Genomic DNA, 26,429 nt, shown 5'->3' on the forward strand with positions numbered 1-26,429 from the left:
ATACCCCGCGAAACACCCCCACCCGATGGAAAGCGTGATCGTGATGATCAAGGTCGACTCCCTCACCAAGAACTACGCCGGCTTCACCGCCGTGGACGACGTCAGCTTCACCGCGCTTCCAGGTCGGGTCACCGGCTTCCTCGGGCCGAACGGCGCCGGCAAGTCCACGACGATGCGGATCATCGTGGGGCTGACTCCAGCCTCCGCGGGCACCGCCGAGATCTGCCAGCAGCGGTTCGTCGACCTGGCGAACCCGGGCCTGGACGTCGGGGTCCTGCTCGACGCCTCGGCTCAGCACGCCGGCCGCACCGGGCGCGAGATCCTGACCCTCGGACAGCGCATGATGGGCCTGCCCGCACGCCGGGTCCAGGAGATGCTCGACCTGGTCAGCCTCACTCCCGCCGAGGCGGGGCGACGCGTCCGGCACTACTCACTGGGAATGCGCCAGCGACTCGGAATCGCGAGCGCCCTGCTCGGGGAACCCGAGGTACTGATCCTCGACGAACCGGCCAACGGACTCGATCCGGCCGGCATCCGGTGGATGCGGGACCTACTGCGTGACTACGCCGACCGGGGCGCGACCGTGCTGCTCTCCTCGCACCTGCTCCACGAGATCGAGGTGGTCGCGGACGATCTCGTGGTCATCGGGAACGGCCGCATCGTCGCCCAGGGAACCAAGGCCGCCCTCCTCCGGACGGCCGGCACGCTGGTGCGGACCACCGACGTCGCCGGCCTGGAAGAGGCACTGACCTTCGCCGGCGTGCCGTTCACCCGCAGCGGCCCCCTCGGGCGCGAGGGCGCCCTTCGCGTGGAGGCCGAGCCCGAGCTCGTCGGCCACCTGGCCCATCGGGCCGGCGCCACCCTGATCGAGCTGCGCGGCGCCGAGGGTGCCGGGCTCGAAGAGATGTTCCTCGAGCTCACCGCGGACACCCAACGAGAAGGAGCAGCGGCATGACCACCATCGAGATCGATGCCCCAGTACGCCGCCACGCACCCGCCGGGATCCCGCTCGCACGGATCGTCTCGGTCGAGCTGCGCAAGTCCTTCGACACCCGAGCCGGCTTCTGGCTGCTGTGCAGCATCGCGATCTCCGCCGCGCTGGCCACCGTCGCGGTGATCGCCTTCGCACCTGCGGAGCAGCTCACCTTCCACCTGTTCACGCAGGCGATCATCTTCCCGATGGCAGTGATCCTGCCGATGGTGGCAGCGCTCTCGGTCACCGGGGAGTGGAGCCAGCGCAGCGGGCTGACGACCTTCACGCTGGTCCCTCACCGCGGTCGGATCGTCCTCGCCAAGGGCATCGTCGCGGTCTCGGTCGCGGTGGCCTCGATGCTGCTCGCCTTCATCCTGGGCGCCATCGGCACCCTGGCCGGGGCAGCGGTCACCGGCGTGGAGGTGGTGTGGGACGACAACGCGGTCGGCCTCCTGCAGATCGTGCTGGTGAACGTCGTCGGGCTGCTGATCGGGTTCATGCTCGGCGTAATGATCCGCAGCTCGGCGGGAGCGATCGTCGCCTACTTCGTCTACACGTTCCTGCTCCCGACGGTGTTCGTGGTCTTCGCGGCCAACCAGGAGTGGTTCCGCGACGTGCAGCCCTGGGTGGACCCGAACTACTTCCAGGACGCCCTGTTCAACGGCTCACTCGCCGCAACCCAGTGGCTGCAGCTCGGTGCGACCACCCTGATCTGGCTGGTCCTTCCCCTGACCGTGGGCATGTGGGCGCTGCTGCGCTCGGAGATCAAGTGAGCCCAGAACTCGGGTAGTCCCGGCGTGGACAGATTCGGCAAACCCAGTCGCGGCGGCGGAGGTTCCGGCACACTGCAGCCCTCATACGTCTCTGGATCGGATCTGCCAATGCTCAGTGCGACACGCAAGGTTGCCGCCACCACCACGCTCGTCCTGCTCGCGGGACTGGCCCTCGTGGGTTCCGCGGGGACCGCGAACGCCGCTCGCTCCTGCTCCGGGGTGCCTGCGCCGGCGAACACACGCGTGGCCAACCGGGCACCCGAGCTGGCCAACGACACCGCACGGGTCATCTCCGGCGGGTCCGTGACGGTCAAGGTGCTGGCCAACGACTCCGACCCCGACGGGGACCGGCTCTACGTGACGAACCTCAGCCAGGGCCGCGGCGAGGTCTGCATCCAGCCCAACAGCACGATGGTGTACTCGCCCGCGCTCAGCGCCGCCAACTACACCGAGACCCTGACGTACGGCGTCACCGACGGCGACCTCTACCGCACGGCGAAGGTCACCATCGCGGTCGAGGGCGTCAAGCCGGTCCGCGCGCAACTGGTCCGCAAGCTGACCGTGAAGAAGCACAAGGTCAAGAAGCGGGCCGTCGTGGCGTTCACCAACACCAACCGGCGCTGGGTGGTCCTCGTCGCCGGCAGCCCGAAGGCGAAGCGTCCCCTGCTTCAGCGCGCTGTGGCGCCCGGCGCCACCGTGAGCGTCCGGACCAAGGCCAAGCGGATCCTGTTCGTGGCGGCGATGAACAACGGCGAGGGGGACGTCAGCCTGATCAGCGTCGGCGTGCTCAACACCGTCAACGGCCGCCAGTGGGTCGAGCTGGCCACCGACGAGGACGCGGACCTCCGCAAGGCCCCGAGCATGCGCAGCCTGGCGAGCCGGGTGACCGCTCCGTAGGTCGCCGTACGTCCACACCTCGGTCGGGCCGAGATGGGTGGGCGCCTGAGCCCCTCAGCCCAGCGACTCCCGGCGGTGCGCGGTCGTCCAGCCCGAGGTGTCGGGACCCTTGGGGACGATGCCCGAGGGGTTCACGTCGAGGTGCACCACGTAGTAGTGCTGCTTGATCTGGTCGAAGTCGATCGTCTCGCCGAAGCCGGGGGTCTGGAACAGGTCGCGGGCGTAGCCCCAGAGGTTGGGCATCTCGGTGAGCTTGTTGCGGTTGCACTTGAAGTGCCCGTGGTAGACCGCGTCGAAGCGGACCAGCGTGGTGAACAGGCGTACGTCGGCCTCGGTGATCGAGTCCCCCATCAGGAAACGTCGGTCGGCCAGCCGCTCCTCGAGCCAGTCCATCGCGGTCCAGAGCCGGTCGTAGGCGTCGTCGTAGGCCTCCTGGGAGCCGGCGAACCCACAGCGGTAGACGCCGTTGTTCACCTCGGTGAAGATCCGCTTCATCACGGTCTCCATCTCCTCGCGCACGTCCTCGGGCCACAGGTCCGGGGCGTCGGGGCGGTGGTGGTCGCTCCACTCGAAGAAGAAGTCGTGGGTGATCCACGGGAAGTCGTTGGTGACGACCTCGCCGCTCTCCACCTCCACGATCGCCGGGACGGTGATGCCGCGCGGGTAGTCGGGGTAGCGCTTGAAGTAGGCCTCCTGCAGCTTGTGGATGCCGAGCACCGGGTCCACGCCGCCGGGGTCGAGGTCGAAGGTCCAGCTGTCCTTGTCGTGCACCGGCCCCGGCATGCCCAGGGAGATCACGTCCTCGAGGCCGAGCAGGTTGCGCACGATGATGGCGCGGTTGGCCCACGGGCAGGCCTTCGCCGCGATCAGGCGGTAGCGCCCGGGCTCGACGGGCCACTGCTCGGAGTCACGGGTGATCCGGTCGGGGATGTAGTTCATGTCCCGGTCGAAGGACTTGCCCTGCTCCACGTACGTCGAGTTGCGTTCCACCATTCCCCCATTGTGCCTCGGTAGATCAACTTTCAATCACTTTTGCCGGCGGACGGGCGGGTCGGCGCGAGACCGGCCGCGACCGTGAGGAACACGTCGTTGGCCGCAGGCTCGCCGATGCTGACCCGCACTCCCTCGTCGGCGAAGGGGCGCACGCTGATGCCGGCCGCCTCCGCCGCCGCGACGAACGTGGGCGTCTGCTCCCCGAGCGGCAGCCAGACGAAGTTGCCCTGGGGCTCGGGAAGGTCCCAGCCCTGCCCGGCCAGCCCGGCCACGACCCGGTCGCGCTCGGCGACGATCGCCTCGACGCGCTCCATCAGCTCGGCCTCCGCCGCCAGGCTCGCCACGGCCGCCGCCTGGGCGACGGTGGAGACCCCGAACGGCAGGGCACAGGCCCGGACCGCCGCAGCCACCTGCGGGTGCGCGAGCAGGTAGCCGACCCGGAACCCGGCCAGCCCGTAGGCCTTGGCGAAGGTCCGCAGCACCGCGACGTTCGCGTGCGCCTCCTGCAGGGCGATCCCGTCGACCGGGTCCTGCGACCGCACGAACTCCCGGTAGGCCTCGTCGACGACCACCAGGACCCGGTCGGGGACATTTGCCAGCAATTGCGTGAGGGCGGCGTGGTCCACCGCAGGCCCGGTCGGGTTGTTCGGCGTACACACGAACAAGACCCTGGTCCGCTCGGTCACCGCCTCGGCCATCGCGACGAGGTCGTGGCGGCCGTCCGCGGTGAGCGGTACCTGGACCGAGACCCCGCCGACGGTCGCCACCGCGAGCGGGTAGGCCTCGAAGGAACGCCAGGCGTAGACGACCTCGTCGCCGGGCTCGCAGAACGCCTGGAGCAGGTGGTAGACCAACGCCACCGACCCGGTCCCGGCGGCAAGCCGCTCGGTGGGTACGCCGAGACGGCGGGCCAGGGCGTCGTACAGCGCGGCGTTGCCCATGTCGGGGTAGCGGTTCATCTGCGCGGCCGCGGACTCGGCCGCCTCGAGCACCGCGGGCAGCGGCGGGAACGGGTTCTCGTTCGAGGACAATTTGTAGACCTGCCGCCCCGGGCGGTGTGCCGGCGGCCGTCCCGGCACGTAGGCCGGGATGTCGGCGAGGCTCGCACGGGGGCTCGGGGGGACCTGGGAACTCACGCGCCGACCCTACGGCCGCGCGCGAGTGCCCGACCGGCGACCGGCCCTCAGGGCAGCGCGACCCGACCACCGGCGACCGGCTCGAGGTCTCGACCGAGGCGTACGTCGAGCGGGTTGGTCAGGCACCGCATCGCCCCGCCGCCCTTGAGGAACTCCCCCACGTCGGCGAGCACGACCTCGAAGCCCCACGTCTCGAGCTGCGCCCGGACGCGGTTCGGGCACGCCGGCATCACCACGGTCCGGCCGACCACGACCGAGTTCGCGCAGAAGGTGAGCGCCTCCTGCTCGGAGATCACCAGCGGATCCGGCACCAGCGCGAGCAGCGCAGCCGCCGACTCGGCGTCGAAGGCGTCCGGGCACACCATCGCCCGGGCGTCGTCGAGGGGGCAGAAGGCCAGGTCGAGGTGGTACATCGCCGGGTGGACGATCCGCAGGCCGCGGACGCTCACGCCGAGGTCGCCGGCGAGGTGCTTGAGCGCCAGCTCCTCGGTGCGCGGGCCGTGGCCGACCAGGAGCTCACCACGCCACGCGAACGCGTCGCCGGCCTCGAAGTGGGCCCCCACGCCGTCGCGACCGGTGCTGCGCCGAGCGAAGCCACGCCCCGCGAACCATCTGTCCGCGCCGGGGGTCTCCACCTGGCGCTGGGGGTAGCGCATGTGCGAGAGCACCACCTGGCGCGCGTGCGGCCCTGGACCCTGCAGGGCCAGGCCGAGGTTCATCGCGTAGACCATGTCGGGGGCCTGCGGCAGCTGCGGCGCCACCTGCACGGTGCCGCCGGCGGCCTCGATCGCAGCGACCAGCCCCCACCACTGCGCCGTGGCGAGCCCCGGATCGGGCTGGTCGCGGACGTCCATGAACGGGTTGATCGCGTAGTCGATGCGGAAGTGGTCGGGCTGGACCATCAGGTAGTCGTGGCCCCACTGGAGCTCGGTGCCGGGGATCATCGGCCCTCCCGGGTCTCGGCGTACGAGGAGGAGACCTGTCTAACCAGCCGTCGTTTCAGTGCTGTTTCAGGCAATCGCGTGTCGTATGTCGGCGCAGCCGCCTCCACGGAGGTCCGCTGGGACCCCACTAGGGTGCACGCATGAGGTTCCTGGTCTGGCTCGTCGTCAACACCCTTGCCCTCGGTGCCGCCGTGTGGCTCTTCGACGGGATCACCCTCACCGGGGCCACCGAGACCGACCGGGTCGTCACCCTGGTCGTGGTGGGCGCGATCTTCGGGGTGGTCACCTCGATCGTGCGGCCCGTGGTCAAGCTGCTCTCGCTGCCGCTGATCATCCTGACGCTGGGGCTGATGCTGCTGGTGATCAACGCCCTGATGCTGCTGCTCACCAGCAAGATCGCGGGGAGCTTCGACCTCGGCTTCCACGTGGACGGGTTCTGGGTGGCCCTGTTCGGGGCCCTTGTGATCTCGGTGGCCTCGACGATCCTCGAGGCGATCCTCCCCGAGCCCGATCGGCGCTGATCGCGCCGTGAGCCTGCCCTCGCCGACCGGCACGCCGTACCGCATCGGGTTCGTGTGCCTGGGCAACATCTGCCGCTCCCCCACGGCCGAGGTGGTGCTGCGCGCCATGCTCGAGGAGGCCGGGCTCGCGGAGAAGGTCGAGGTGAGCAGCTGCGGCACCGGCGACTGGCACGTCGGCGAGCCGATGGACCCGCGCGCCGCCGCACACCTCGTCGCCAGCGGGTACGACGGCGCCAGCCACCGCGCCCAGCAGTTCGACCCCGGTTGGCTCGACCTCGACCTGGTCCTGGCGATGGACGCCAAGAACCTCGCCGACATCACCGGGGGCGCCGGTCCGAGCGACCGGGTCCGGATGTTCCGTTCCCTGGACCCCCGCCTCCCCGCGGACCCGGCTCCGGAGGAGCTCGACGTGCCGGACCCGTGGTTCGGCGGCGACGACGGCTTCGAGGAGGTGCTCCGGATCGTAGAGCGCACCTGCCGGGCACTGGTGCACGAGCTCAGGGAGCTGGGCCTGTAGGACCCGGTTGCGACGGCCCTCCGATGAGTTCTCCGGCCCCCGCTGGTCAGCAGCGGTGTCTAGAGTCGGAACAAGAGGAGCTCCCATGACGTCGCTCGACACCGGATCGCAGGCTGCGAAGCAGCAGGGGTCGCCCCCTGCCCCGCCCCTGCCCGAGGAGTTCCCGCAGGTCGCCGACCAGTACCGCCGCGAGCTGACCGCCCACTGCTACCGGATGACCGGGTCGGTCTACGACGCCGAGGACATGGTCCAGGAGACCTACCTGCGTGCCTGGCGGGCCTACGACGACTTCGAGGGGCGCTCCTCGGTCCGCACCTGGCTCTACCGGATCGCGACCAACGTGTGCCTGACCAACCTGGAGAACAAGGCCCGTCGCCCGCTGCCGACCGGGCTCGGCCTGCCCGGGGCACAGGCGCACGACGAGCTGGTCGAGGCCACCGAGGTCTCCTGGCTGGAGCCGCTGCCCGACGTGATGGTGGACGTCGCCAACGTCGACCCGGCCCACGTCGTGGGCAATCGCGACTCCATCCGGCTGGCGTTCGTGGCGGCGCTGCAGCACCTGCCGGCCCGCCAGCGCGCCGTGCTCATCCTGCGCGACGTGCTCCGCTGGTCCGCCAAGGAGACGGCGGTCGCGCTGGAGACCACCACCGCGGCGGTCAACAGCGCCCTGCAGCGTGCCCACGCGCAGCTCGCCGAGAGGCAGCTGACCCAGGGGACGGTCGAGGACGACCTCACCCCCGAGCTCGAGGCGATGCTCGAGCGCTACGTCCAGGCGTTCTGGGACAAGGACGTCAATGCACTGGTGACGATGCTGGCCCACGACGCGATCTGGGAGATGCCGCCGTTCACTGGGTGGTACGCCGGGTCGCGCAACATCGCGGACCTGATCGGGACGCAGTGCCCCGGTGGCGCCAACGACATGCCGATGATCCGGACCACCGCCAACGGCCAGCCGGCCTTCGGCCTCTACATGCGCCAGCCGGAGGGCCACTTCGAGGCGTTCCAGCTCCAGGTCCTCCAGCTCGTCGAGGGGCGCGTGCAGCACGTGGTCGCGTTCCGCGGGCTCGGGCTGTTCGAGAAGTTCGGGTTGCCGCCGAGCCTGCCCGCGTCGTACGCCCAGGCCTGAGATGTCCGTCGTCCCGCCGCCGACCTCGGTGGCGGTGCTCGAGGACTCCGTCGCCTGGACCCTCGGCTGCCTCGAGGCGGCCCGCGACGCAGCGTTGACCTCGCCCACCCCCTGCCGCGCCTGGACCCTCGGAGACCTGCTCCTGCACATGGAGGACTCGCTGGCGGCGCTGGGCGACGCAGCGGAGCAGGGACGTGTCCCGATCGAGGGCAGCCGGGGCGCCGGGGACTCCGGCGACCTGGTGGACCGCATCGTCGAGCGCGGCTGCGCCACGCTCGCCGCGTGGCGCCGGCGGCTCACCTCCGCGCCCGTGACCGTCGGTGAGCTCGTCCTGGGCCGCGACACCACCGTCCTGGTCGGCGCCCTGGAGATCGCCGTGCACGGGTGGGACGTCGCCGCGGCCTGCGGTGACCACCGACCGCTGCCCGCGAACCTCGCCGAGCGGCTGCACGCCCTGGCCCTGGTCGTGGTGACACCGCGCGAGCGCGGGCACCGCTTCGCGGCGCCCGTCGAGGTGGCGCCGCGTGCCTCCGCCAGCGCGCGGCTGCTGGCCCACCTGGGCCGGGATCCCGGGTGGTCGGCACCACGCAGCGTCGGCGGCTGAGCCCCGGGATCTGGCACCGGTTCGGAGCCGGGGTGCACAGTTGAGCTGTGGCGCACATGCGAGGGATCGCCGGTCGGGTCGAGCAGCTGCTGCCCCAGTCCGTGGTCTCCACGAGCCCGGTGGCCGGCGGCGACATCTGCACCTGCACCCGAGTCCGGCTCAGCGACGGCAGCTCGGCCCTGGTCAAGACGCTCCCCGGAGCCCCCGACGGGTTCTTCGAGACCGAGGCCCGCGGCCTGCGGTGGCTCGCGGAGCCCGGCGTCGTCGACGTCGCGGAGGTGTTGGCCGTCGAGCACGACTGCCTGGTGCTGCGCTGGATCGAGCCGGCCCGGCCCTCGGCGGAGACCGCCGCCGCGCTGGGCCGCTCGCTCGCCGCGCTGCACGCGAGCGGTGCGGACAGGTTCGGGGCCGAGCAGGACGGGTTCATCGGATCAATGCCGCTGCCGAACCGGCCGGCGCCCACCTGGGCGGAGTTCTTCGCGACCCGCCGGGTGCTGCCCTACCTGCGGGTGGCGCTGAACCGCGGCCGGATCACCCCCGAGGACGCCGGCGACGTCGAGGCGCTGCTGGGCAGGATCACCGACCTGGCCGGGCCGCCGGAGCCCCCCGCCAGGATCCACGGGGACCTGTGGGGCGGCAACGTCGTCTGGTCCGCCACCCACGGCACCCTGATCGACCCCGCCGCCCACGGGGGTCATCGCGAGACCGACCTGGCGATGCTGGCGATGTTCGGGCTCCCGCAGCTGCAGCGGCTGATGGAGGGCTACCAGGAGGTGCATCCGCTCGCCGACGGCTGGGAGGACCGCCAGCCGCTGCACCAGCTGTTCCCGCTCCTGGTGCACGCGGCCCTGTTCGGCGGCAGCTACGGCAAGCGGGCCGGCGAGGTCGCGCGCCGCCTCTGACCCCGACGGCGTCTCAGCGATCGTTAAGGCCCAGATGGCACTCTTGTGCCCGTGACCGCCCCCGACTCGCCCTCCGCGGCGCCCCAGCACGTCCTCGTCGTCGAGGACGACCGGGCGGTGCGGGAGTCGCTTCGCCGGTCGCTGGAGTTCAACGGCTACCAGGTCTCCACCGCCTCCGACGGCGCCGAGGCACTGGCCGGAATCGGCGCGCTCAACCCCGACGCCGTCGTGATGGACGTGATGATGCCGCGCCTCGACGGCCTCGAGACCACCCGCGCCCTGCGCAAGGTCGGCAACAGCGTGCCGATCCTCGTGCTGACCGCCCGCGACGCGGTCGGCGACCGGGTGGAGGGCCTCGACGCCGGCGCCGACGACTACCTCACCAAGCCGTTCGCGCTCGAGGAGCTCCTCGCCCGGCTGCGGGCCCTGCTGCGCCGCGTCGCGCCCACCCCGGGCAACCCGGAGGAGCAGCTGGCGTTCGCCGACCTGACCATGGACCTCGCCTCCCGCGAGGTACGCCGCGGCGGCCGGCTGATCGACCTCACCCGGACCGAGTTCAACCTGCTCGAGCTGTTCCTGCGACGTCCCCGCCGGGTGCTGGAGCGCTCGTTCATCCTCGAGGAGGTCTGGGGCTTCGACTTCCCCACGACCGCCAACAGCCTCGAGGTCTACGTGGGGTACCTGCGGCGCAAGACCGAGGCCTCCGACGAGCCCCGCCTGATCCACACCGTCCGAGGCGTCGGCTACGTCCTCCGCGAGGCCCCGTAGTGCATCCCGCACTGCGCCCGGCGACGCACTGGCGCAACTCCTTCCACTACCGCAGGTCGCTGGCGAGCCGGGTCATCCTGCTCACCACCCTGGCGGTGGGCATCGCGGTCACGGTGGTCGCGCTGGCGGCGTACGCCACGGTGCGGATGCAGAGCATGGAGAGCATCGACCGCTCGCTGCACGTGCGGGCGACCCAGGCCGCGAAGCCGGCCACGCTGACCGCGCTCGCCCGCCAGGAGGTGCCCCGGTGGGCACTGGGTGCGGCCGACGTGAACCTGGTCTTCATCGACGAGGCCGGACCGGTCGCCTGGACCGACGGCGATGCCGCCGAGGAGGTCGGCCGCACGGAGTACGAGGTGGCGGCCGGCAGCAAGGAGTGGAGTGCCCGCACGGTGCTCGTCCACGGCGACCGCTACCGCGCGGTGGCCGTGCCGGTGCAGGACGGCGTCGCCCTGGTGCTGTCGCAGTCGCTCCAGTCCACGGACAGGATGCTGGGCCGCCTGGGCCTGGTGATGCTGCTGCTCGGCGTCGCCGGGATGATCATCGCAGCGCTCGCCGGCTGGGGGGTCGCCCGCAACGGCCTGCGTCCGGTCCGGCGGCTGACCACGGCCGTGGAGGAGATCGCGCGCACCGAGCGCCTCGACCCGATCCCGGTCGAGGGCCGCGACGAGGTCGCGCGCCTGTCGATGTCGTTCAACGCGATGCTCACCGCCCTCTCGGCCTCCCAGGCGCGGCAGCGCCAGCTCGTGGCGGACGCGGGCCACGAGCTGCGTACGCCGCTGACGTCCCTGCGCACCAACCTCGACCTGCTGGCCCAGGCCGACGCCTCCACCCAGCTCTCGGCGCAGTCGCGCCGCGAGCTGCTCGACGACGTGCGCGCCCAGATCTCGGAGATGACCACGCTGATCGTCGACCTCGTCGAGCTCGCCCGCGAGGACCCCTCGGCACCGTCGCCCGTCGAGCCGGTGGAGCTCGCGGCGGTGGTCAGCCAAGCCGTCACCCGGGTCCGCAGACGCGCGCCCACCGTCCACTTCGACGTGACCACCGAGCCCTGGTGGCTCACCGGGGACGCTGCCGCACTCGAGCGCGCGATCACCAACCTGCTCGACAACGCGGCCAAGTGGAGTCCCGAGGACGGCCGGGTCACCGTCGCGCTCTCGCAGGGCACGGTCGTGGTCACCGACCAGGGGCCGGGCATCTCCGACGAGGACCTCCCGCACGTCTTCGACCGGTTCTACCGATCCGCGGAGTCGCGCGGGATGCCCGGCTCCGGGCTCGGGCTCTCGATCGTCCAGGCGGTGGCCGACCGGCACGGAGGATCGGTGCAGGCAGCCTCGGGTCCGGGCGGCATCGGAGCCTGCTTCTCCTTCCATGTGCCGGGCACGATGGCGCCTCCTGACCTTTTGGACCGCGCGTAGCCTTTCCAAAGGTCTCTCTCAGGATGACGGCGGATTCTATGAACATGGATGAGCAGAATCGTTACCCGCATGACCCACAAGACCCGACTGGTGCCGGGCGTCCCGCTGGGCCCGAGCACACCCAGCCGCTGCCGCGGTCCCAGGACCACCCCGCCGCTTCTCCCATGCCGTCGACGCCCGCGCGATCCAAGCGCGGCAGCGGCCTGACCGCAGGCGTCCTGGTCGGCGCACTGGTCCTCGGTGGGCTCGCCGGTCTCGGCGGCGCCGCCGCCTACGACGCGCTCGACAACGGCAACGACAGCTCCTCCTCGACGTCGTCGAGCCCGTTGCGCTCCTCCGGCGACGACGCCGACCCCGCCCCCGCCAGCACGGTGGAGAAGGTGGCCGCCGAGGTGCTGCCCTCGGTGGTCAAGGTGAACGTCACCGGCCAGAACCAGTCCGGTTCCGGCTCCGGCATCGTGCTCACCAAGGACGGCGAGATCCTCACCAACAACCACGTGGTGTCTGGCGCGCAGGGCGGGTCGATCTCGGTGAGTTTCAACGACGGCACCACCAAGCCGGCGAGCGTCGTGGGCACCGACCCGCTCACCGACATCGCCGTGATCAAGGCCAAGGACGCCACGGACCTCGATCCCGCCGAGCTCGGCAACTCCGACGACGTCCGGGTCGGCCAGGAGGTCGTGGCGGTGGGTTCGCCGTTCGGCCTGAACGCGACCGTGACCGCCGGGATCGTCAGTGCCCTGAACCGGCCCGTCTCGGTGTCCACCCAGGACGAGTCCGAGCAGAACCCGTTCGGCGGGCAGCAGAACCCGTTCGGCGGGCAGCAGAACCAGCAGCAGGGCTCGCTGAGCACGACGTACCCCGCGATCCAGACCGACGCCGCGATCAACCCCGGCAACTCCGGCGGGCCGCTGGTCGACCTCGCCGGCCGCGTCATCGGGATCAACTCCTCCATCCGGACCGCCTCCAGCGGCGGGCTCTCCGGGGACTCGGGCGGCTCCATCGGCCTCGGCTTCGCGATCCCGGTCGACAAGGTGCGCCCGGTGATCGAGCAGATCATCAAGGGCGAGAAGCCGACGCACGCACGCCTGGGGGTCTCGGTCTCCGATGCCAGGAGCCCCTCGGTGCAGGGCGCCGAGCTCGGCGCGGTCGAGCGAGGCGGCGCCGCGGCAAAGGCCGGGCTCGAGGAGGGTGACGTGATCACCAAGGTCGGCGACCAGGTCATCGACGGGTCGGAGTCGCTGGTGGCGACGATCCGGGGCTACCGTCCCGGCGACAAGGTGAAGATCACCTACCTGCGCGACGGCAAGACCGAGACGACCACGGCCACCCTGGGCTCGGACGCCAACAGCCAGACGTCCTGACGCGGGGCCACTCCGCCCGGCGCGTTGCTCCGGCGCGTTCCCGGAGCGGGACGGTGGTCTAGGCCTGAATTACGGACTCGGCCACAGGCCTTGTGCCCCCGGCGGGTGCGGGACAAGCATGGCGGGACGCGGCGCGCGGTGCGGTTGCCCGGCATCCGGGGGGAGCCAGACGTCTCGGCAGGGCATCCGCTCCGCGCGTCGACCACGACCAGGTCCCCCGTCCTGGCCGGGGTCCACGCCGGACGGTTGTCGCCGGACCATCCACGCCCGGACCATTCACGCGGGACCGGCTACTCCAGCACCGACAGGATCGAGGAGTAGTCGTCGGTCCAGCGGATCGCCCGCGAGCCGGGTTCGCGCCAACCGGGACGCTCCAGCAGGGGCGCGAGGTCCTGCCGCTCCGCACCCAGGGCGACCCAGACGCTGTTGACGCCGCCGTCGGCGTCGCCCTCGCCGCTGCCGACCGCCATCGAGAGCCCGAGCTCCTCCGCCGCCCCCACCAGGACCGGCTCGAGATCGAAGACCCGGTTGCTGATGTGTACGACGAGCACGCCACCGGGCGCGAGCCGCTCGCGGTAGGTGGCGATCGCCTCCTCGGTGAGCAGGTGCACCGGGATCGAGTCCGAGCTGAACGCGTCCAGGACGATCGTGTCGAAGCTGCCCGGTGCGGCCTCCGCGAGCCCGAGCCGCCCGTCGCCGACCACGGTCTCGACCGTGGCGGCGCTGTCGTCGAGGTAGGTGAACAGCCGCGGGTCCCGGGCGATCCGCACGATCTCCGGGTCGATCTCGTAGAACGTGAATCGCTGGCCCGGCTGGCCGTACGCCGCCACGGTGCCCGCCCCCAGTCCGACCACCGCCACGTCGCCGCCCTCGCGCGCGGTGAACACATCGCCGAGGGGGCCCGTGCGCGAGTAGTAGCTCGTCGGGATGCCGCGCTTGTCCGGGTCCCGGAACTGGGTGCCGTGGACCGTCGTACCGTGCACCAGCTCGGTGACCCCGCGGTCGTTGACCACCGAGTAGCTGCCGAAGAAGGTGCGGCTCTGGGACAGCTGCCCCTGGGACTGCCCGAAGGCGGCGAAGCCGAAGAACACCACGAGGATGCCGGCCATCGCCCGGGGCATCCGGGCCATCCCGGTGCCGAGCGCGACCGCCGCGCACAGGAGCACCAGCACGACCGCGGCGTACACCGAGGCCAGCCACAGCAGGCCTGCCACCGCGAGCGCCGCCGCCGCCAGTAGGGCGATCGCCAGGCCGCCGGGACGACGGGGAGAGTCCGCCGGCCCGGCCACGGGGGTGGCCTTGGCGAGCCCGACGAGCAGGAGCGGCACCACCGCGAGGACGAGCCAGTACTCCAGCACCCGGTCGAAGAGCATCGGGGCGATCAGCCCGTTCAGCAGCCCGCCCAGCGCTCCGCCGGTGGAGACCACGAGGTAGTACGCGGTCAGGTGGTCGGGCGAGGGACGCTCGGCGGCCAGACGGGCGTGGGCGGCGTACGCGACCAGCGCGAGCATGGCGAGGTTCAGCGCGATGGATCCCGCGACCGACACGCCACCGCCCAGCACGGACGCACCGCCGCACGCGAAGGCCAGCCCGACAGCCAGCTGGGTGACCCGTCGCGGCGGCACCCGCGAGGTGCGCGCGAACGCGAGCACGAACGTGGCCAGGTAGATCGCGAGCGGCACCACCCACAGCAGCGGGATCGCCGCGATGTCGGTCGAGATGTGCGAGGTGACCCCCAGCATCAGCGAGGACGGCAGGAAGGCGAGGGCGATCCAGCCGAGGACCTGCCTGCGTCCCGGCCGCGGCCCTGCCGGGACCCGGGTGGCCGTGGTGTCGCGGGTGCGTCCCGCTCCGCGCACCGAGAGCGCGCACGCCCCGGTGAGCACCACGAAGCCGAGGAAGCCCGCGGACCACCACGCGCGCTGGTCGGCGAGCGCGAGGTTCGGCTCGATCAGCAGCGGGTAGGCGAGCAGTCCCCCGAAGCTGCCCAGGTTGCTGGCCGCGAACAGGAAGTAGGGGTCCTCGGAGCGGTGGTGGTCGCCCCAGGAGTACCACCGCTGCAGCAGCGGCCCGGTGGTCGCCACCACGGCGAACGGCAGCCCGATCACCAGGAGCAGGGTGCGCAGCAGCCAGAGCACCGGCGAGGTGTCGGCCGCCGGGGCGACGTCGTCGGGGATCGCGAGCGGCAGGGCCACCAGCGGCAGCAGCAGCACCACGAGGTGGGCCCGTGGCTGCCAGGTCGCGCCCAGCCTCGAGGTCGACCAGTGCGCGTAGCCGTAGGCCGCGAGCAGCAGCACCTGGAAGAACAGCGAGGAGGTGCTCCACACCGTCGCGGAGCCGCCGTACGACGGCAGGATCAGCCGGGCGACGAGGGGCTGGACCACGAACAGCAGCGCCGCACCCAGGAAGGCCGTCGTGGCGAACAGCAGGGTCCGCGGCCCGGCGCGCCGCGGGGCCGGCGCCCCGGCCGCCTCCCGGGCTGCGACGGGACGGGTCCCGGGCTTGACCACGCTCTGGCTGGTCGCCATGTCACACCCTCCGCCGGGACCTCGTCCGGCCAAGATACGAGGGCGCGGCCCCCGCGTCCGGCGAAGCGGGGAACGCGTGATCCGACTGTTGTCAGCCCGGCCCTGCGGCGCTCGCGCGCATCCGCTCGGCCTTCCAGCCGGTCTCGGCCCACTCCTGCTCCACCTCGGAGTGCACGGTGATGCCGCCGCCGGTGCCGATGCGCCAGACCCGGTCCGGTCCGGCGTACAGCGAGCGGATCACCACGCCGAGGTCGGCGCGGCCGTCGGCGCACACCCAGCCGAACGCCCCCGCGTAGAGCCCGCGGGGTGTTGCCTCCACCTCGTCGATGATCGCCATCGTGCGCCGCTTCGGGGCACCGGTCATCGAGCCGGCCGGGAACAGCGCCCGCAGCGCGCCGAGCGTGGAGACGTCCTCGCGCAGCCGGCCCCGCACCGTGGAGACCAGCTGGTGCACGCTCGGGTAGGACTCCACCGCCATCAGGCTGGGCACCTCGACCGACCCCACCTCGCAGACCATGGAGAGGTCGTTGCGCAGCAGGTCGACGATCATCAGGTTCTCCGCGCGGAACCGCGGCTCGCTGGCGAGCTCCTCGCGGAGCCGCTCGTCCTCGGCCTCGGTGGAGCCGCGCGGGGTGGTGCCCTTGATCGGCTTGGTCTCGACCCAGCGGTCGGCGTCGACGGTGGCGTAGCGCTCCGGGGAGCTGCTCAGCAGGTGGGTCCCGCGGTGGCTGAGCAGGCCGGCGTACGGCGCGGGGTTGCTCGCGCGCAGCCGCAGGTAGGTGGCCAGGGGGTCGGTGGCCTCTCCGACCTCGCCTACCCGGCCGACCTCGTCGCGGAAGGTCAGGTTGACCTCGTAGGTGTTCCCGGCGTGCAGCTGCTCCTGGACGCGGGCGAAGGCGTCGGCGTACCACGCGGGCGCGGTGCCGGGGTGCGCCACCGGGGGCAGCGGGCCTGCCTGCGGCAACGGGCCGTGGTCGAAGAAGCGCACGCCGCGCGAGCGCATCCAGACGGCATCGGGGCCGTGCGGCCAGGGGCGGGCGGGCAGGTCCGGCCGCGCGGCGTACCCCAGGCAGCCCACCCAGTGCACGTCGGGATCGCCCTTGTCGCGGGCGATCTCGGCCTCGAGCACCTCGAAGACGTCCGTGCCGACCACCTCGTGCCGGGTCCCCTGGTGCCGGGTCACCTCGCGCAGGCCCGCGTCGAAGCTCAGCGAGACGTCGTCGTCCTCGAGCACGCCGACCAGGGACCGGCGGCCCGACCACTCGCGTGCCCCGCCCCCGTCGAGCCAGAACACCCGGTCGCTGCGGGCCAGGCCGTCGCGGACGGCCGCGACGACGGGTTCGTTCATCGGCGGGGTCACGACAGGAAGTTCCTCACCAGGGCGGCGCCGTGCTCGGAGAGGATCGACTCCGGGTGGAACTGCACGCCGGTGTGCGGCAGGTCCCGGTGGGCGACCCCCATCGCCACGCCGCTGACCTCGTCGACGGCCGTGCGGCGCAGCGTCGCCGGGAGCTCCACCGCTGCGAGCGAGTGGTAGCGCACCGCCCGGAACCGGTCGGGCACCCCGGCGAAGAGGCCGTCCCCGTCGTGCTGGACCACGGCCACCTCGCCGTGCGCCGGGCGCACGCGCGTCACCGTTCCGCCGTACGCCGTGACGAGGGCCTGCATGCCCAGGCACACGCCGAGGACCGGTACGCCGAGGCCGAACACCGCGGCGCCGAGGGCGAAGTCGGCCGGGACGCCGGGGTGTCCGGGTCCGGGCGAGAGCACCACGTGGGTGGCAGCGCGGGCACGCTCGAGGGTTCCGGGAGCATCGTGCTCGACGACCTCGGGAAGGGTGCCGGTGACCGTGGCGACGAGGTGCACGAGGTTCCAGGTGTAGGAGTCGTAGTGGTCCACCACGAGCACCCCCGTGGTCACCCCAGCAGCTCCAGCAGGAGCCCGCGCAGCAGCGCGAAGCCGTTCTCGGTGAGGATCGACTCGGCGTGGAACTGCACGCCGCGGAAGTTCGGTCCGGCGACGAGGTGGACGTCTCCGGTGGCGGGGTCGGACTCCGCGCGGACGCCCTCGGGCAGGGCGCCCTCGCCGAGCCGCCCGACGAAGGTGTTGTAGAAGCCGACCCGCTCGTCGCGGCCCTCGATCTCGACCAGCGACTGGGTGCCCTGGAAGACGATGTCCTTGTAGTCCAGCGGGATCCCGAGGCGGTCGCAGAGCACCTGGTGCCCCAGGCACACCGCGAGGAACGGCTTCCGGGTGGCCAGGAGACCGTCGATCGCCCGCTGGTAGGCGGCGATCTTGGGGTGCGCCGCGTCGCGCGGGTCGCCGGGGCCGGGGCCGATCACGACGAGGTCGACGTCGTCGAAGACCCCGTCCTCGTAGGCCTCGTGCCGGACCACGCGCGACCCCATCCCCAGCACGGAGAACACGTGGGCGAGCATGTTCACGAAGTCGTCCTCGCCGTGCAGGATCGCGATCTGCCGACCCGCCAGCGACGGCGCCGGCGCGGCGCCCGCCTGGTCGGTGAGCCAGAACTTCGCGAGCCGCTGGTTGCGCGAGTTCAGGGCGATCAGCACGTCCTCGTCCTGGGTGAGGTCGGCGATGTCCGAGGGAGCGCCCGTCGCGCCGGGGACCAGACCGAACGCGGTGAGGATGCCACCCGCCTTGGCGAGGGTCTCGGCGACCTCGCTCATCGGGTCGGAGTCGCGGACCAGGGTCGCTCCCGCGGTCACCTTCATCGCGCCCTGTGGGGAGACGTCGGCGGTGCGGATCACGATCGGGGAGTCCGCAGTGGGGGCGCCTTCGGCGTCGCGGCCGATCAGGGCGAGCGCGCCGGCGTAGTAGCCGCGTCCCTCGGACTCGTACTGGTGGATCAGCCGGCAGGCGCTCTCCACGGGGGCGCCGGTGACGGTCGCGGCGAACATCGTGTCGCGCAGCACGTCGCGCACGTCGTGGCGGGTGCGGCCGGCGAGGAGGTACTCGGTGTGCACGAGGTGCGTCATCGGCTTGAGGAAGGGCCCGAGCACCTGGCCACCCTCGTGGCAGATGTCGCACATCATCTTCAGCTCCTCGTCGACGACCATGAAGAGCTCGAAGATCTCCTTCTCGTCGGCGAGGAAGTCCAGCAGCTTCTGCTTGCGCTGCGCCGGCTCGAGTCCGCGCAGGCGGAAGGTCCCGGAGATCGGGTTCATCCGGACGTCGCCGCCGTGCACGCTCACGTGCCGCTCGGGCGAGGCGCCGATCAGGAACCGGTCGCCGGTCCAGAAGCAGTAGGTCCAGTAGGCGCCGCGCTCGCTGGTCAGCAGCCGGCGGAGCACGGTGAGCGCCTTCGCAGCGTCCCAGTCGCGCAATTGCGCGCGATAGTGACGCCCGATCACGAGGTTGGCGCCCTCGCCGTTGCCGATCTCCTCGCGGATGATCCGGTCCACGACAGCGCCGTACTCCTCGTCGGAGGTCTCGAAGCCACCCTCGCCCTCGATGGAGATCTCCTCCTCGGGGAGCGCGGCGATCAGCTCCTCGAGCGGCACCTCCCGCTCGGTCTCGATCGCGACCACCGCCAGCGGGGTCTCGTCGTCGTGCGCGACGAACCCGCGCTCGGTGACCTGGCGGAACGGTACGGCGACCAGCCGGTCGAAGCGGCGTCCCTCCTCGGGCACGCCCTCCTCCAACGGGATGTCGCGCAGCGTCTCGAGGTGGCTCACCGGCCCCCCGACCAGCGTGACCGTCGAGCTCTCCCGCAACCGGATCACCGCCCACGCCTCGTGCCCCATCAACTCCTGCAGTGCAGCGCTGGCGGAGGACGGCTCAGGGGTCGGGGAGGACATGCCGGGAACGCTACTAGGTGGCCGACCGGGCACTTCTGTCACGTCGTAGTCAGCCGACCGGGCACAAACGTCACGCCGCAGGACGGTGACCGGGCAAATTGTGTCCACGCTGCTGAACACAATTGCCCGCTCGACGCGCTACGGCTGAACACACTTGCCCGCTCGGCGCCCTACGGCGGGACACAACTGCCCGCTCGGCGCGCTACGGCGGGACACAACTGCCCGCTCGGCGCCCTACGGCGGGACGCAAGTGCCCGCTCGGTGGGTCAGGAGGTGAGGGTGACCATCCGCTGGGTGGCGCGGGTGTAGACGACGTAGAGGACGGCGCGGCCGGTGGGGGCCTCGTCCTCGATCTCCTGGGGCTCCACGACGATGATGCCGTCGAACTCGAGGCCCTTGGTGTCCAGCCCGGCGAGTACGACGATCCGCGACTCGGGAGTGCCCGTCTCCTCGGCGAACTCGGGCCAGGAGGAGACCCACCGGGAGACCTCGCCGAGCCGAGCCGTGGGTACGACGATCCCGACCGTGCCCGCAAGCGTCCCGGCGAGCTCGGTCAGGTGCTCGTGGACCGCCTGCTCCAGGTCGTCCACGTGCAGCTCCAGCGGGGGGATGCCGGTGGAGCGCACGGCGTCGGGGAGGTCGGCGTCGAGGCCGACGCGCTGGGCGTAGGCCGCGGCGAAGTCGTAGATCTCCGCGGAGTTGCGGTAGTTGGTGGAGAGGTGGAAGTCGTGGCGCGGCTTGTCGCCGAGCGCTGCGGCGCGCGCGGCAGCGGCCTCCTCGGGCACCGGCCACGACGACTGGGCGAGGTCGCCCACGATCGTCCAGGTCGCTCCACGTCCCCTGCGACCGACCATCCGCCACTGCATCGGGGTGAGGTCCTGCGCCTCGTCGACCAGGACGTGGGCGAAGGCGTCGTCCTCGACCCGATTGGTCGGTGGCGCCCAGCCGCGCGGCCCGGCGTACTCCCGGTCCGAGGCGGTCCACAGCTCCTGCAGCGACGCGTCCTCGGCGCCGAGGTGCTCGTCGTCGACCGAGCCGGTGTTCACCAGAGGCGGGTCGCCGAGCAGGTAGCGCAGCTCGTCGAGCATCGCCACGTCGTCGACCGACAGCGAGTCGCCCCAGGTCTTGGAGAGCAGGCGCACCGCCTCGTCGTCCAGCACGCCCTCGCTGACCCGTCCGAGGAAGTCGGGGTCACGCAGCCAGCCGAGCACGGTGGCCGCGTCCAGCACCGGCCACCACGCAGCGGCGAACTCCAGGAAGTCGTCGTTGGTGCGGATCTCCTCGGAGAACTCCTCCTTGGTGCGCTCGCGGCCGCGCTCGCTGCGGACCTGGCGCCACATCGCGTCGATCAGGGTGGAGGCGACCCGGGTGGTGGACCGGTTGCGGCTGCCCATCGCGAGCAGCTGGCGGCGCAGGGCGCCGAGCTCGCGGTGACCGAGCCGGATCACGTCGTCGCGGTAGAAGACCCGGAACTCCGTGGGGGCGTCGGGCACGGCCTGGCGCGACGTACGCCGCAGCACCTCGGCCATCGCAGCCGAGCCCTTGATCTGCATCACCGCGGGCTCGTCGCGACGGCTGGCCTTGACGCCGTCGACGACCTCGCCCAGCGAGCGCAGCGCGACCGCGGTCTCACCCAGCGAGGGCAGCACCCGCTCGATGTAGCGCATGAAGACACCCGAGGGGCCGACGACCAGGACGCCGCCGCGCTCGTAGCGACGCCGGTCGGCGTAGAGGAGGTACGCCGCACGGTGCAGCGCCACCACGGTCTTGCCGGTGCCGGGACCGCCGGTGATCGAGACGACGCCCTTGTTGGGCGCGCGGATCGCCTTGTCCTGCTCGGCCTGGATGGTCGCGACGATGGAGTGCATCGAGCGGTCGCGCGCCTTGGACAGCTGGGCGAGCAGCGCGCCCTCGCCGACGATGGGCAAGGTCTCGGCCGCGGGATCCTCGGCGTCGAGCAGCTCGTCCTCGACTCCGAGCACGTGCACGCCCTTGCTCTGCAGGATCCGGCGGCGTACGACGCCCTGGGGATCGGCGAGCGTGGCCTGGTAGAAGACCGCCGCGGCGGGGGCCCGCCAGTCGATCAGCAGCACGTCGTAGTTGTCGTCGCGCAGGCCGATCCGGCCGATGTAGCGGGGCACGTCACTGATCTGGGCACCCATGTCGAGACGGCCGAAGACCAGTCCCTCGTGGGCGGCGTCCAGCGTGGCGATCCGGCGTGCGGCCTGGAACACCATCGCGTCGCGCTCGACGAGACCGCCCTCGTTGCCGATCCGTCCGCGGGCAAGGCCCTCCTTGGCGAGCTCCTGCGCAGAGAGCGCCGCCTTCTCGAGCTGCCGGTAGACGGTGTCGACGTAGGCCTGCTCGCTCGCTACCTCGCGTGCAGCGACGTCAGTGTTCAACGCGGGTGTCCTCCGTAGGAGCAAGTCGTTCTCAGCGAATCGACAACTTTACCGCGCAGGGTCAGGGCTCGCCCCCGCAAGTCCCGGATCCGGACTACCGGCGTCCCGCGACCCGGGAGAGCGCCGCTCAGGCCAGGTCGTGCACGAATTCGCCGAGCTGGGTGAGGTTGCGGCACTCCACCATCGGGATCAGCCGGCCGTAGTCGCGGGCGGCCGAGTCGCCGGTGTCCCAGTTGCGGACGTGCTCGGGGTTGAGCCACCAGGCGTGCCGGGAGGCGTGCACCAGCTCCTTGACGACCGGCAGCGCGAGGTCGGTGTGGTTGGAGCGGGCGTCGCCGAGCACCAGCAGGTTCGTCCTTGGGGTGAGCGCGTCGGCGTACCCCTCGGAGAAGCGGGTGAACGCGCGGCCGTAGTTCGTGCGGCCCCACAGCGAGGCGTAGCGCGCGCTGGCCGCGAGCTCGGTCATCGTCTCCGCGGGGTCCCGGCCGGAGGTGAACCGGTCGGTGACCTCGTGGATCTCGTCGACGAAGGTGAACGCACGGACGCGGTTGAACTGCTCGCGCAGCGCGAAGACCAGCATCAGCGTGAAGCTGGCGAAGTTGGAGACCGAGCCGCTGACGTCGCACAGCACCACGAGGTCCGTGCGGGCCGGCCGCCGGGGCTTGTGCCGGGTCTCGATCGGCACGCCGCCGGTGGACATCGAGGCCCGGACGGTACGCCGGAAGTCGAGCGGTCCCCGGGAACGCGCGTGCTGCTCCCGGCTGAGCCGGGTGGCGAGGCGGCGGGCCAGCGGCTGGATCTCGCGGCGCATCAGCTCCAGGTCGGCCCGGCGGGCCGAGGTGAAGTCCACCAGCTCGATCGCCGGCCGCACCGTGTGCCGCGCGACGTGCTCGGGACCGCGGACCTCGGCCGCGCGCCGGCGTACCTCCACGTCCACGAGCCGCTCGAACTCCTGCGCCTGCGCCTCCACGAGCCGGCGCAGCGAGGGGTCGTCGCTCCCGTCGGGCGAGGCGCCGAGACCGGCGAGGGCCTTGGCGACGAGCTCCTCGGGCGAGACCCGGTTGATCACGTTGTACGACGACCACCGCTGCTCCCCCGGCCCGCGCCCCCTGATCAGGCCGAACCGCGCCACGCCCTCCCGCGCCAGGGACTGCATCACGTCCGGGTCGCCCATCGCCATCGCGGTCGCCAGCGCCTCCTGGAAGTCGGCGAGGGCCTGGGGACCCTCGGGAGCTGGGGAACCGGGTGGTCCGGCAGATCCGGGTAGTCCCGGCCGTTCGGCATCCTCGAGGGGGTCCAGATCCTGCGATTCGTTCGGGACTACCCCGTCACCGGCGACGTACCCGTCCCCGATCAGGGCCGGGAAGTAGAGGTCGAAGACCTGGTCGAAGCCGGTGCGGTGGTTGTGCCGCTTGAGCAGGGTCGCTGCGTACGCCGCCCGCAGGGTCTCGCGGTCGCCGATGCCGAGGGCGTCGATCGCACGGATCGAGTCGAGCCCCTCGGACAGCGAGACCGGCAGGCCCGTGGAGCGCAGCGCCTCCACGAACTCGATGTGCCGGTCCAGCAGGGTCATCCGGGGCTCGTCTCGCTCACCGCGTGCGGAGCCGGAGCTCCCGCACCGCGCGGTCGTGGTCGCTGGCGTGCTTGAGCACCACGCCCAGGGTCTGGTCGATCGCGGCCTCGTCGAGGGTCCGGGTGCCGAGGGCGATCAGGGTGCGTGCCCAGTCGATGGTCTCCGCGATCGACGGCGCCTTGCGCAGCTCCAGGCCGCGCAGCCTGGCCACCACCTCGACGATCTGGCCGGCCAGCGACTCCTCGATGCCGGGCACCTGCGAGACGACGATCTCGCGCTCGCGCTCGGACTCGGGGTAGTCGATGTGCAGGAACAGGCAGCGGCGCTTGATCGCCTCGGAGAGCTCGCGGGTGGCGTTGGAGGTGAGCACGACCAGCGGGCGGCGTACGGCGACGATCGTGCCCATCTCCGGGATGGTCACCTGGAAGTCGCTGAGCACCTCCAGCAGCAACCCCTCGACCTCGACGTCGCTCTTGTCGACCTCGTCGATCAGCAGGACGGTCGGCTCCTCGCGCCGGATCGCGGTGAGCAGCGGCCGGGTGAGCAGGAACTCCTCGGTGAAGATGTCGTCGTGGGTCTCGTCCCAGGACTGGTCACCGGCCGCCTGGATGCGGAGCAGCTGCTTCTTGTAGTTCCACTCGTACAGCGCCCGCGCCTCGTCGAGCCCCTCGTAGCACTGCAGCCGCACCAGCTCGGCCCCGCTCGCTCGCGCGATCGCCTTGGCCAGCTCGGTCTTGCCGACCCCGGCCGGCCCCTCCACCAGCAGCGGCTTCTCGAGTGCACCGGCCAGGAACGCGGTGGTGGCGGTGGCGTTGTCGGCGAGGTACCCGACCGCGGCCAGCTGCTTCTCGGCGTCAGCCGGGGACTCGAACCATGAGGGCGTCTGGGTCACGTGGCCATTGTGCCTGTCGTGGGCGGTGGCCCCGTCACCAGCGCTCGTGCACCAGCCCGCGGACCCGCTGGTCGTAGATCGAGCGGACGCCGTCCATGAACTCGACGCCGAGGTTGTTCGCGTTGCCTGCGGCGGCGTTGGACCGGGCCTGCTGCTCGTTGCGGGCGCCGGGGATCACGGTGGTCACGCCCGGTTGCTGCCAGATCCAGGCGATCGCGGCCTGGGCGGGGGTGAGTCCGCCCGGGGCGGAGGTCTTCACCAGGCGGGTGAAGTCGGCCGCGGCCTGCAGCCCCACCTCGTAGGGGACGCCGGAGAAGGTCTCGCCCACGTCGAAGGCGCTGCCGTCGCGGTTGTAGTTGCGGTGGTCGTCGTCGGCGAAGGTGGTGGTCTCGTCGTACTTGCCCGACAGCAGGCCCGAGGCCAGCGGGACCCGGGCGATGATCCCGACGCCGGCCTCGGCGGCCGCGGGCAGCACCTCCTCCAGCGGCTTGAGCCGCAGCGCGTTCAGGATGATCTGCACGGTGGCGAGGTGCGGGCGGGCGATCGCGGAGAGCGCCTGGGCAGCGGTCTCCACACTCACGCCGTACGCCGCGATGCAGCCGTCCTCGACCAGGGCGTCCAGCGCGTCGTACGTGGCATCCGAGTCGATCACCTCCGAGGGCGGACAGTGCAGCTGGACCAGGTCGAGCCGGTCCACGCCGAGGTTCCTGCGCGAGCGGTCGATCCAGGCGCGGAAGTTCTCGGGCGAGTAGTTCTCCGGCACCTGGTCCATCCGCCGGCCCATCTTGGTGGCCACGGTGAACCCCGCGTCGGGGTGGGCGGCGGCGAACCGGCCAACGATCTGCTCGCTGCGACCGTCGCCGTAGACGTCGGCCGTGTCGTAGAAGGTCACTCCCTCCTCCGCCGACGCCTCGAGCACGGCACGCGCGTCGTCCTCGCTGACCTCGCCCCAGTCGGCGCCCAGCTGCCAGGTGCCCAGGCCCACGACCGAGACCTCGCGGCCGGTCCGTCCCAGTAGTCGCTGCTCCATGCGGGCCTCTTCTCTCATCGCTGCTGCAGGTGCGGGCCTCGTCCGGATGCCGGGCTCGACAGCCCAGGATCGTGAGGGATTCCCGCGATAGCGTGTGACGCACGTCACCACTACCCGTTCTCGGAGGTTCCCATGCCGCTCGCCAATCCGTTCTACACCGCCGAGGAGCAAGGGGACTACCAGCTGCACTCGGTGGGCCGGTTCGAGCTCGAGGACGGCGGGGTGATCCCCGACCTGCAGCTCGCGGTGGCCACCTACGGCGAGCTCAACGACGCCAAGGACAACGTGATCCTGGTGCCCACGTGGTTCTCCGGGACCCACCAGACCTGGGAGCAGGTCTACATCGGCGAGGGCCAGGCGCTGGACCCCTCGCAGTACTTCATCGTGGTGGTCAAGCAGATCGGCAACGGCCTCAGCACCTCGCCGCACACGGTCGAGGACCCCGAGCTGGCGATGTCGAAGTTCCCGCACGTGCGCATCGGCGACGACGTACGCGCCCAGGAGCAGCTGCTGCGGGAGACCTTCGGCGTGGAGACCCTCGCCCTGGTGGTGGGCGGCTCGATGGGCGCCCAGCAGACCTGGGAGTGGGCGGTGCGCTTCCCCGAGAAGGTACGACGAGCCGCACCCATCGCCGGGACCGCGCAGAACACCCCGCACGACTTCGTGTTCACCCAGACCCTGATGGACGCGATCACCTCCGACCCCGGCTGGAACGGCGGTGAGTACGCCGCCGCCGCGGACGTCGCCGCAGGCCTGGGACGGCACGCCGACATCTGGGCGGTGATGGGGCTGACCACGGAGTTCTGGCGGACTGAGTTCTGGCGCGGCATCGAGCCGCTCGACGAGGCGATGGGCTGGGACACCTTCGAGGAGTTCCAGGAGAACTTCCTGCGCGCGCTCTTCCGGATGATGGATCCCAACGCCCTGCTCACCATGGGCTGGAAGTGGCAGCGCGGCGACGTCGCCCGCAACGCCGGCGGCGACCTGGCCGCGGCCCTGGGCCGGGTGCGCGCGAAGACCTTCGTGATGCCGATCGAGCAGGACATGTTCTTCCCGCCCGGCGACTGCCGCATCGAGCAGGAGCTCACGCCCGGCAGCGAGCTGCGGATGCTGCACACGGTCGCGGGCCACTTCGGGCTGTTCGGCTTCGAGAAGACCTATCTCGACGAGGTCGACCAGCACCTCAAGGAGCTGCTCGCGACCGAGGCCTGAGGCCCTGACCAAGGGCGGCGGCGGGAGCACCAGCC

23 protein-coding genes are annotated in these 26,429 nt (G+C 71.7%); 12 read left to right on the forward strand and 11 right to left on the reverse strand.

Annotated features, from left to right (window positions below; translation table 11 throughout):
* Window positions 1-25: 25 nt before the first annotated feature.
* The 3 genes from AC4BGC_RS16435 (at window position 26) to AC4BGC_RS16445 (ending at window position 2,643) form a co-directional block, all read left to right on the forward strand.
* Window positions 26-955, forward strand: coding sequence for an ABC transporter ATP-binding protein (locus AC4BGC_RS16435; protein WP_490556659.1), 930 nt, complete (start codon window positions 26-28; stop codon window positions 953-955).
* Window positions 952-1,746: an ABC-2 transporter permease gene (locus AC4BGC_RS16440; protein ID WP_490556663.1), complete on the forward strand. Its 795-nt coding sequence runs from the start codon at window positions 952-954 to the stop codon at window positions 1,744-1,746. Before AC4BGC_RS16435 ends, AC4BGC_RS16440 begins: the two co-directional genes overlap by 4 nt.
* A 108-nt stretch (window positions 1,747-1,854) precedes the next feature.
* Window positions 1,855-2,643, forward strand: coding sequence for an Ig-like domain-containing protein (locus AC4BGC_RS16445; RefSeq protein WP_490556665.1), 789 nt, complete (start codon window positions 1,855-1,857; stop codon window positions 2,641-2,643).
* Window positions 2,644-2,697: 54 nt separating this feature from the next.
* Here the strand turns inward: AC4BGC_RS16445 and AC4BGC_RS16450 are convergent, their stop codons facing one another.
* The 3 genes from AC4BGC_RS16450 to AC4BGC_RS16460 are packed head-to-tail and all read right to left on the reverse strand — an operon-like array spanning window position 2,698 to window position 5,716.
* Entirely contained in the window at window positions 2,698-3,636 is a 939-nt protein-coding gene (locus AC4BGC_RS16450; protein WP_490556667.1) for a glutathione S-transferase family protein, read from the reverse strand.
* Between the two features lie 29 nt (window positions 3,637-3,665).
* Window positions 3,666-4,772, reverse strand: a complete 1,107-nt coding sequence (hisC, locus tag AC4BGC_RS16455; RefSeq protein ID WP_490556668.1) for a histidinol-phosphate transaminase — start codon at window positions 4,770-4,772, stop codon at window positions 3,666-3,668.
* Window positions 4,773-4,819: 47 nt separating this feature from the next.
* On the reverse strand, window positions 4,820-5,716 hold the full coding sequence (locus AC4BGC_RS16460; RefSeq protein WP_490556669.1) for a dimethylarginine dimethylaminohydrolase family protein: 897 nt from the start codon (window positions 5,714-5,716) through the stop codon (window positions 4,820-4,822).
* A gap of 140 nt (window positions 5,717-5,856) precedes the next feature.
* On the opposite strand from AC4BGC_RS16460, the gene AC4BGC_RS16465 reads away from it, so the two are divergent.
* The 8 genes from AC4BGC_RS16465 (at window position 5,857) to AC4BGC_RS16500 (ending at window position 12,936) form a co-directional block, all read left to right on the forward strand.
* Entirely contained in the window at window positions 5,857-6,237 is a 381-nt protein-coding gene (locus AC4BGC_RS16465) for a phage holin family protein (RefSeq protein WP_490547358.1), read from the forward strand.
* 7 nt (window positions 6,238-6,244) lie between these two features.
* The gene (locus tag AC4BGC_RS16470) at window positions 6,245-6,754 is read left to right on the forward strand and encodes a low molecular weight protein-tyrosine-phosphatase (RefSeq protein WP_490556671.1); all 510 of its coding nucleotides are present in this window, start codon (window positions 6,245-6,247) and stop codon (window positions 6,752-6,754) included.
* An 85-nt stretch (window positions 6,755-6,839) separates the two neighbouring features.
* Window positions 6,840-7,880: a sigma-70 family RNA polymerase sigma factor gene (locus AC4BGC_RS16475; RefSeq protein WP_490556673.1), complete on the forward strand. Its 1,041-nt coding sequence runs from the start codon at window positions 6,840-6,842 to the stop codon at window positions 7,878-7,880.
* A 1-nt stretch (window position 7,881) separates the two neighbouring features.
* Entirely contained in the window at window positions 7,882-8,484 is a 603-nt protein-coding gene (locus AC4BGC_RS16480; protein WP_490556677.1) for a TIGR03086 family metal-binding protein, read from the forward strand.
* A 56-nt stretch (window positions 8,485-8,540) separates the two neighbouring features.
* Complete coding sequence (locus AC4BGC_RS16485) at window positions 8,541-9,386, forward strand: fructosamine kinase family protein (protein WP_490557199.1); 846 nt, start codon at window positions 8,541-8,543, stop codon at window positions 9,384-9,386.
* Window positions 9,387-9,437: 51 nt separating this feature from the next.
* The gene (locus AC4BGC_RS16490) at window positions 9,438-10,154 is read left to right on the forward strand and encodes a response regulator transcription factor (protein ID WP_490547354.1); all 717 of its coding nucleotides are present in this window, start codon (window positions 9,438-9,440) and stop codon (window positions 10,152-10,154) included.
* Window positions 10,154-11,572 (forward strand): sensor histidine kinase, encoded by a 1,419-nt coding sequence (locus AC4BGC_RS16495; protein WP_490556680.1) that lies wholly within the window; start codon window positions 10,154-10,156, stop codon window positions 11,570-11,572. The genes AC4BGC_RS16490 and AC4BGC_RS16495 overlap by 1 nt, the downstream gene beginning before the upstream one ends.
* 164 nt (window positions 11,573-11,736) lie before the next feature.
* Window positions 11,737-12,936, forward strand: a complete 1,200-nt coding sequence (locus AC4BGC_RS16500; RefSeq protein WP_490556682.1) for a S1C family serine protease — start codon at window positions 11,737-11,739, stop codon at window positions 12,934-12,936.
* 290 nt (window positions 12,937-13,226) lie between these two features.
* Here AC4BGC_RS16500 and AC4BGC_RS16505 read toward each other — a convergent pair whose 3' ends face one another.
* The 8 genes from AC4BGC_RS16505 to AC4BGC_RS16540 all read right to left on the reverse strand — a co-directional run bounded on the left by AC4BGC_RS16505 (window position 13,227) and on the right by AC4BGC_RS16540 (window position 25,182).
* Window positions 13,227-15,464: a fused MFS/spermidine synthase gene (locus AC4BGC_RS16505; RefSeq protein ID WP_490556683.1), complete on the reverse strand. Its 2,238-nt coding sequence runs from the start codon at window positions 15,462-15,464 to the stop codon at window positions 13,227-13,229.
* Between the two features lie 91 nt (window positions 15,465-15,555).
* Window positions 15,556-16,824, reverse strand: a complete 1,269-nt coding sequence (locus tag AC4BGC_RS16510; protein ID WP_490556684.1) for an anthranilate synthase component I family protein — start codon at window positions 16,822-16,824, stop codon at window positions 15,556-15,558.
* Complete coding sequence (locus AC4BGC_RS16515) at window positions 16,821-17,384, reverse strand: anthranilate synthase component II (protein WP_490556685.1); 564 nt, start codon at window positions 17,382-17,384, stop codon at window positions 16,821-16,823. Before AC4BGC_RS16515 ends, AC4BGC_RS16510 begins: the two co-directional genes overlap by 4 nt.
* The gene (locus AC4BGC_RS16520; protein WP_490556686.1) at window positions 17,381-19,285 is read right to left on the reverse strand and encodes an anthranilate synthase family protein; all 1,905 of its coding nucleotides are present in this window, start codon (window positions 19,283-19,285) and stop codon (window positions 17,381-17,383) included. Before AC4BGC_RS16520 ends, AC4BGC_RS16515 begins: the two co-directional genes overlap by 4 nt.
* A gap of 266 nt (window positions 19,286-19,551) precedes the next feature.
* Window positions 19,552-21,687 carry a HelD family protein gene (locus AC4BGC_RS16525; protein ID WP_490556687.1) on the reverse strand — a complete coding sequence of 712 codons (2,136 nt, stop codon included), beginning with the start codon at window positions 21,685-21,687 and terminating at the stop codon, window positions 19,552-19,554.
* 127 nt (window positions 21,688-21,814) lie between these two features.
* On the reverse strand, window positions 21,815-23,260 hold the full coding sequence (locus tag AC4BGC_RS16530; RefSeq protein WP_490556691.1) for a vWA domain-containing protein: 1,446 nt from the start codon (window positions 23,258-23,260) through the stop codon (window positions 21,815-21,817).
* 16 nt (window positions 23,261-23,276) lie between these two features.
* On the reverse strand, window positions 23,277-24,152 hold the full coding sequence (locus AC4BGC_RS16535) for an AAA family ATPase (RefSeq protein ID WP_490556692.1): 876 nt from the start codon (window positions 24,150-24,152) through the stop codon (window positions 23,277-23,279).
* Window positions 24,153-24,186: 34 nt separating this feature from the next.
* Entirely contained in the window at window positions 24,187-25,182 is a 996-nt protein-coding gene (locus AC4BGC_RS16540; RefSeq protein WP_490556693.1) for an aldo/keto reductase, read from the reverse strand.
* Window positions 25,183-25,314: 132 nt separating this feature from the next.
* Here AC4BGC_RS16540 and AC4BGC_RS16545 point away from each other — a divergent pair, with 132 nt between their 5' ends.
* A complete protein-coding gene (locus AC4BGC_RS16545; protein ID WP_490556695.1) occupies window positions 25,315-26,394 on the forward strand; it encodes an alpha/beta fold hydrolase in 1,080 nt (359 codons plus the stop codon).
* The last annotated feature ends 35 nt before the right edge of the window (window positions 26,395-26,429 follow it).

The organism is Nocardioides sp. Z38_18 (assembly GCF_058215695.1).

Bases quoted from the DNA above. Each gene is read 5' to 3' on its own strand.
- AC4BGC_RS16435 (WP_490556659.1), top strand. From the start codon at position 26: ATGGAAAGCGTGATCGTGATGATCAAGGTCGACTCCCTCACCAAGAAC.
- AC4BGC_RS16440 (WP_490556663.1), top strand. From the start codon at position 952: ATGACCACCATCGAGATCGATGCCCCAGTACGCCGCCACGCACCCGCC.
- AC4BGC_RS16445 (WP_490556665.1), top strand. From the start codon at position 1,855: ATGCTCAGTGCGACACGCAAGGTTGCCGCCACCACCACGCTCGTCCTG.
- AC4BGC_RS16450 (WP_490556667.1), bottom strand. From the start codon at position 3,636: ATGGTGGAACGCAACTCGACGTACGTGGAGCAGGGCAAGTCCTTCGAC.
- AC4BGC_RS16460 (WP_490556669.1), bottom strand. From the start codon at position 5,716: ATGATCCCCGGCACCGAGCTCCAGTGGGGCCACGACTACCTGATGGTC.
- AC4BGC_RS16465 (WP_490547358.1), top strand. From the start codon at position 5,857: ATGAGGTTCCTGGTCTGGCTCGTCGTCAACACCCTTGCCCTCGGTGCC.
- AC4BGC_RS16475 (WP_490556673.1), top strand. From the start codon at position 6,840: ATGACGTCGCTCGACACCGGATCGCAGGCTGCGAAGCAGCAGGGGTCG.
- AC4BGC_RS16480 (WP_490556677.1), top strand. From the start codon at position 7,882: ATGTCCGTCGTCCCGCCGCCGACCTCGGTGGCGGTGCTCGAGGACTCC.
- AC4BGC_RS16485 (WP_490557199.1), top strand. From the start codon at position 8,541: ATGCGAGGGATCGCCGGTCGGGTCGAGCAGCTGCTGCCCCAGTCCGTG.
- AC4BGC_RS16500 (WP_490556682.1), top strand. From the start codon at position 11,737: ATGCCGTCGACGCCCGCGCGATCCAAGCGCGGCAGCGGCCTGACCGCA.
- AC4BGC_RS16505 (WP_490556683.1), bottom strand. From the start codon at position 15,464: ATGGCGACCAGCCAGAGCGTGGTCAAGCCCGGGACCCGTCCCGTCGCA.
- AC4BGC_RS16520 (WP_490556686.1), bottom strand. From the start codon at position 19,285: ATGTCCTCCCCGACCCCTGAGCCGTCCTCCGCCAGCGCTGCACTGCAG.
- AC4BGC_RS16530 (WP_490556691.1), bottom strand. From the start codon at position 23,260: ATGACCCTGCTGGACCGGCACATCGAGTTCGTGGAGGCGCTGCGCTCC.
- AC4BGC_RS16540 (WP_490556693.1), bottom strand. From the start codon at position 25,182: ATGGAGCAGCGACTACTGGGACGGACCGGCCGCGAGGTCTCGGTCGTG.
- AC4BGC_RS16545 (WP_490556695.1), top strand. From the start codon at position 25,315: ATGCCGCTCGCCAATCCGTTCTACACCGCCGAGGAGCAAGGGGACTAC.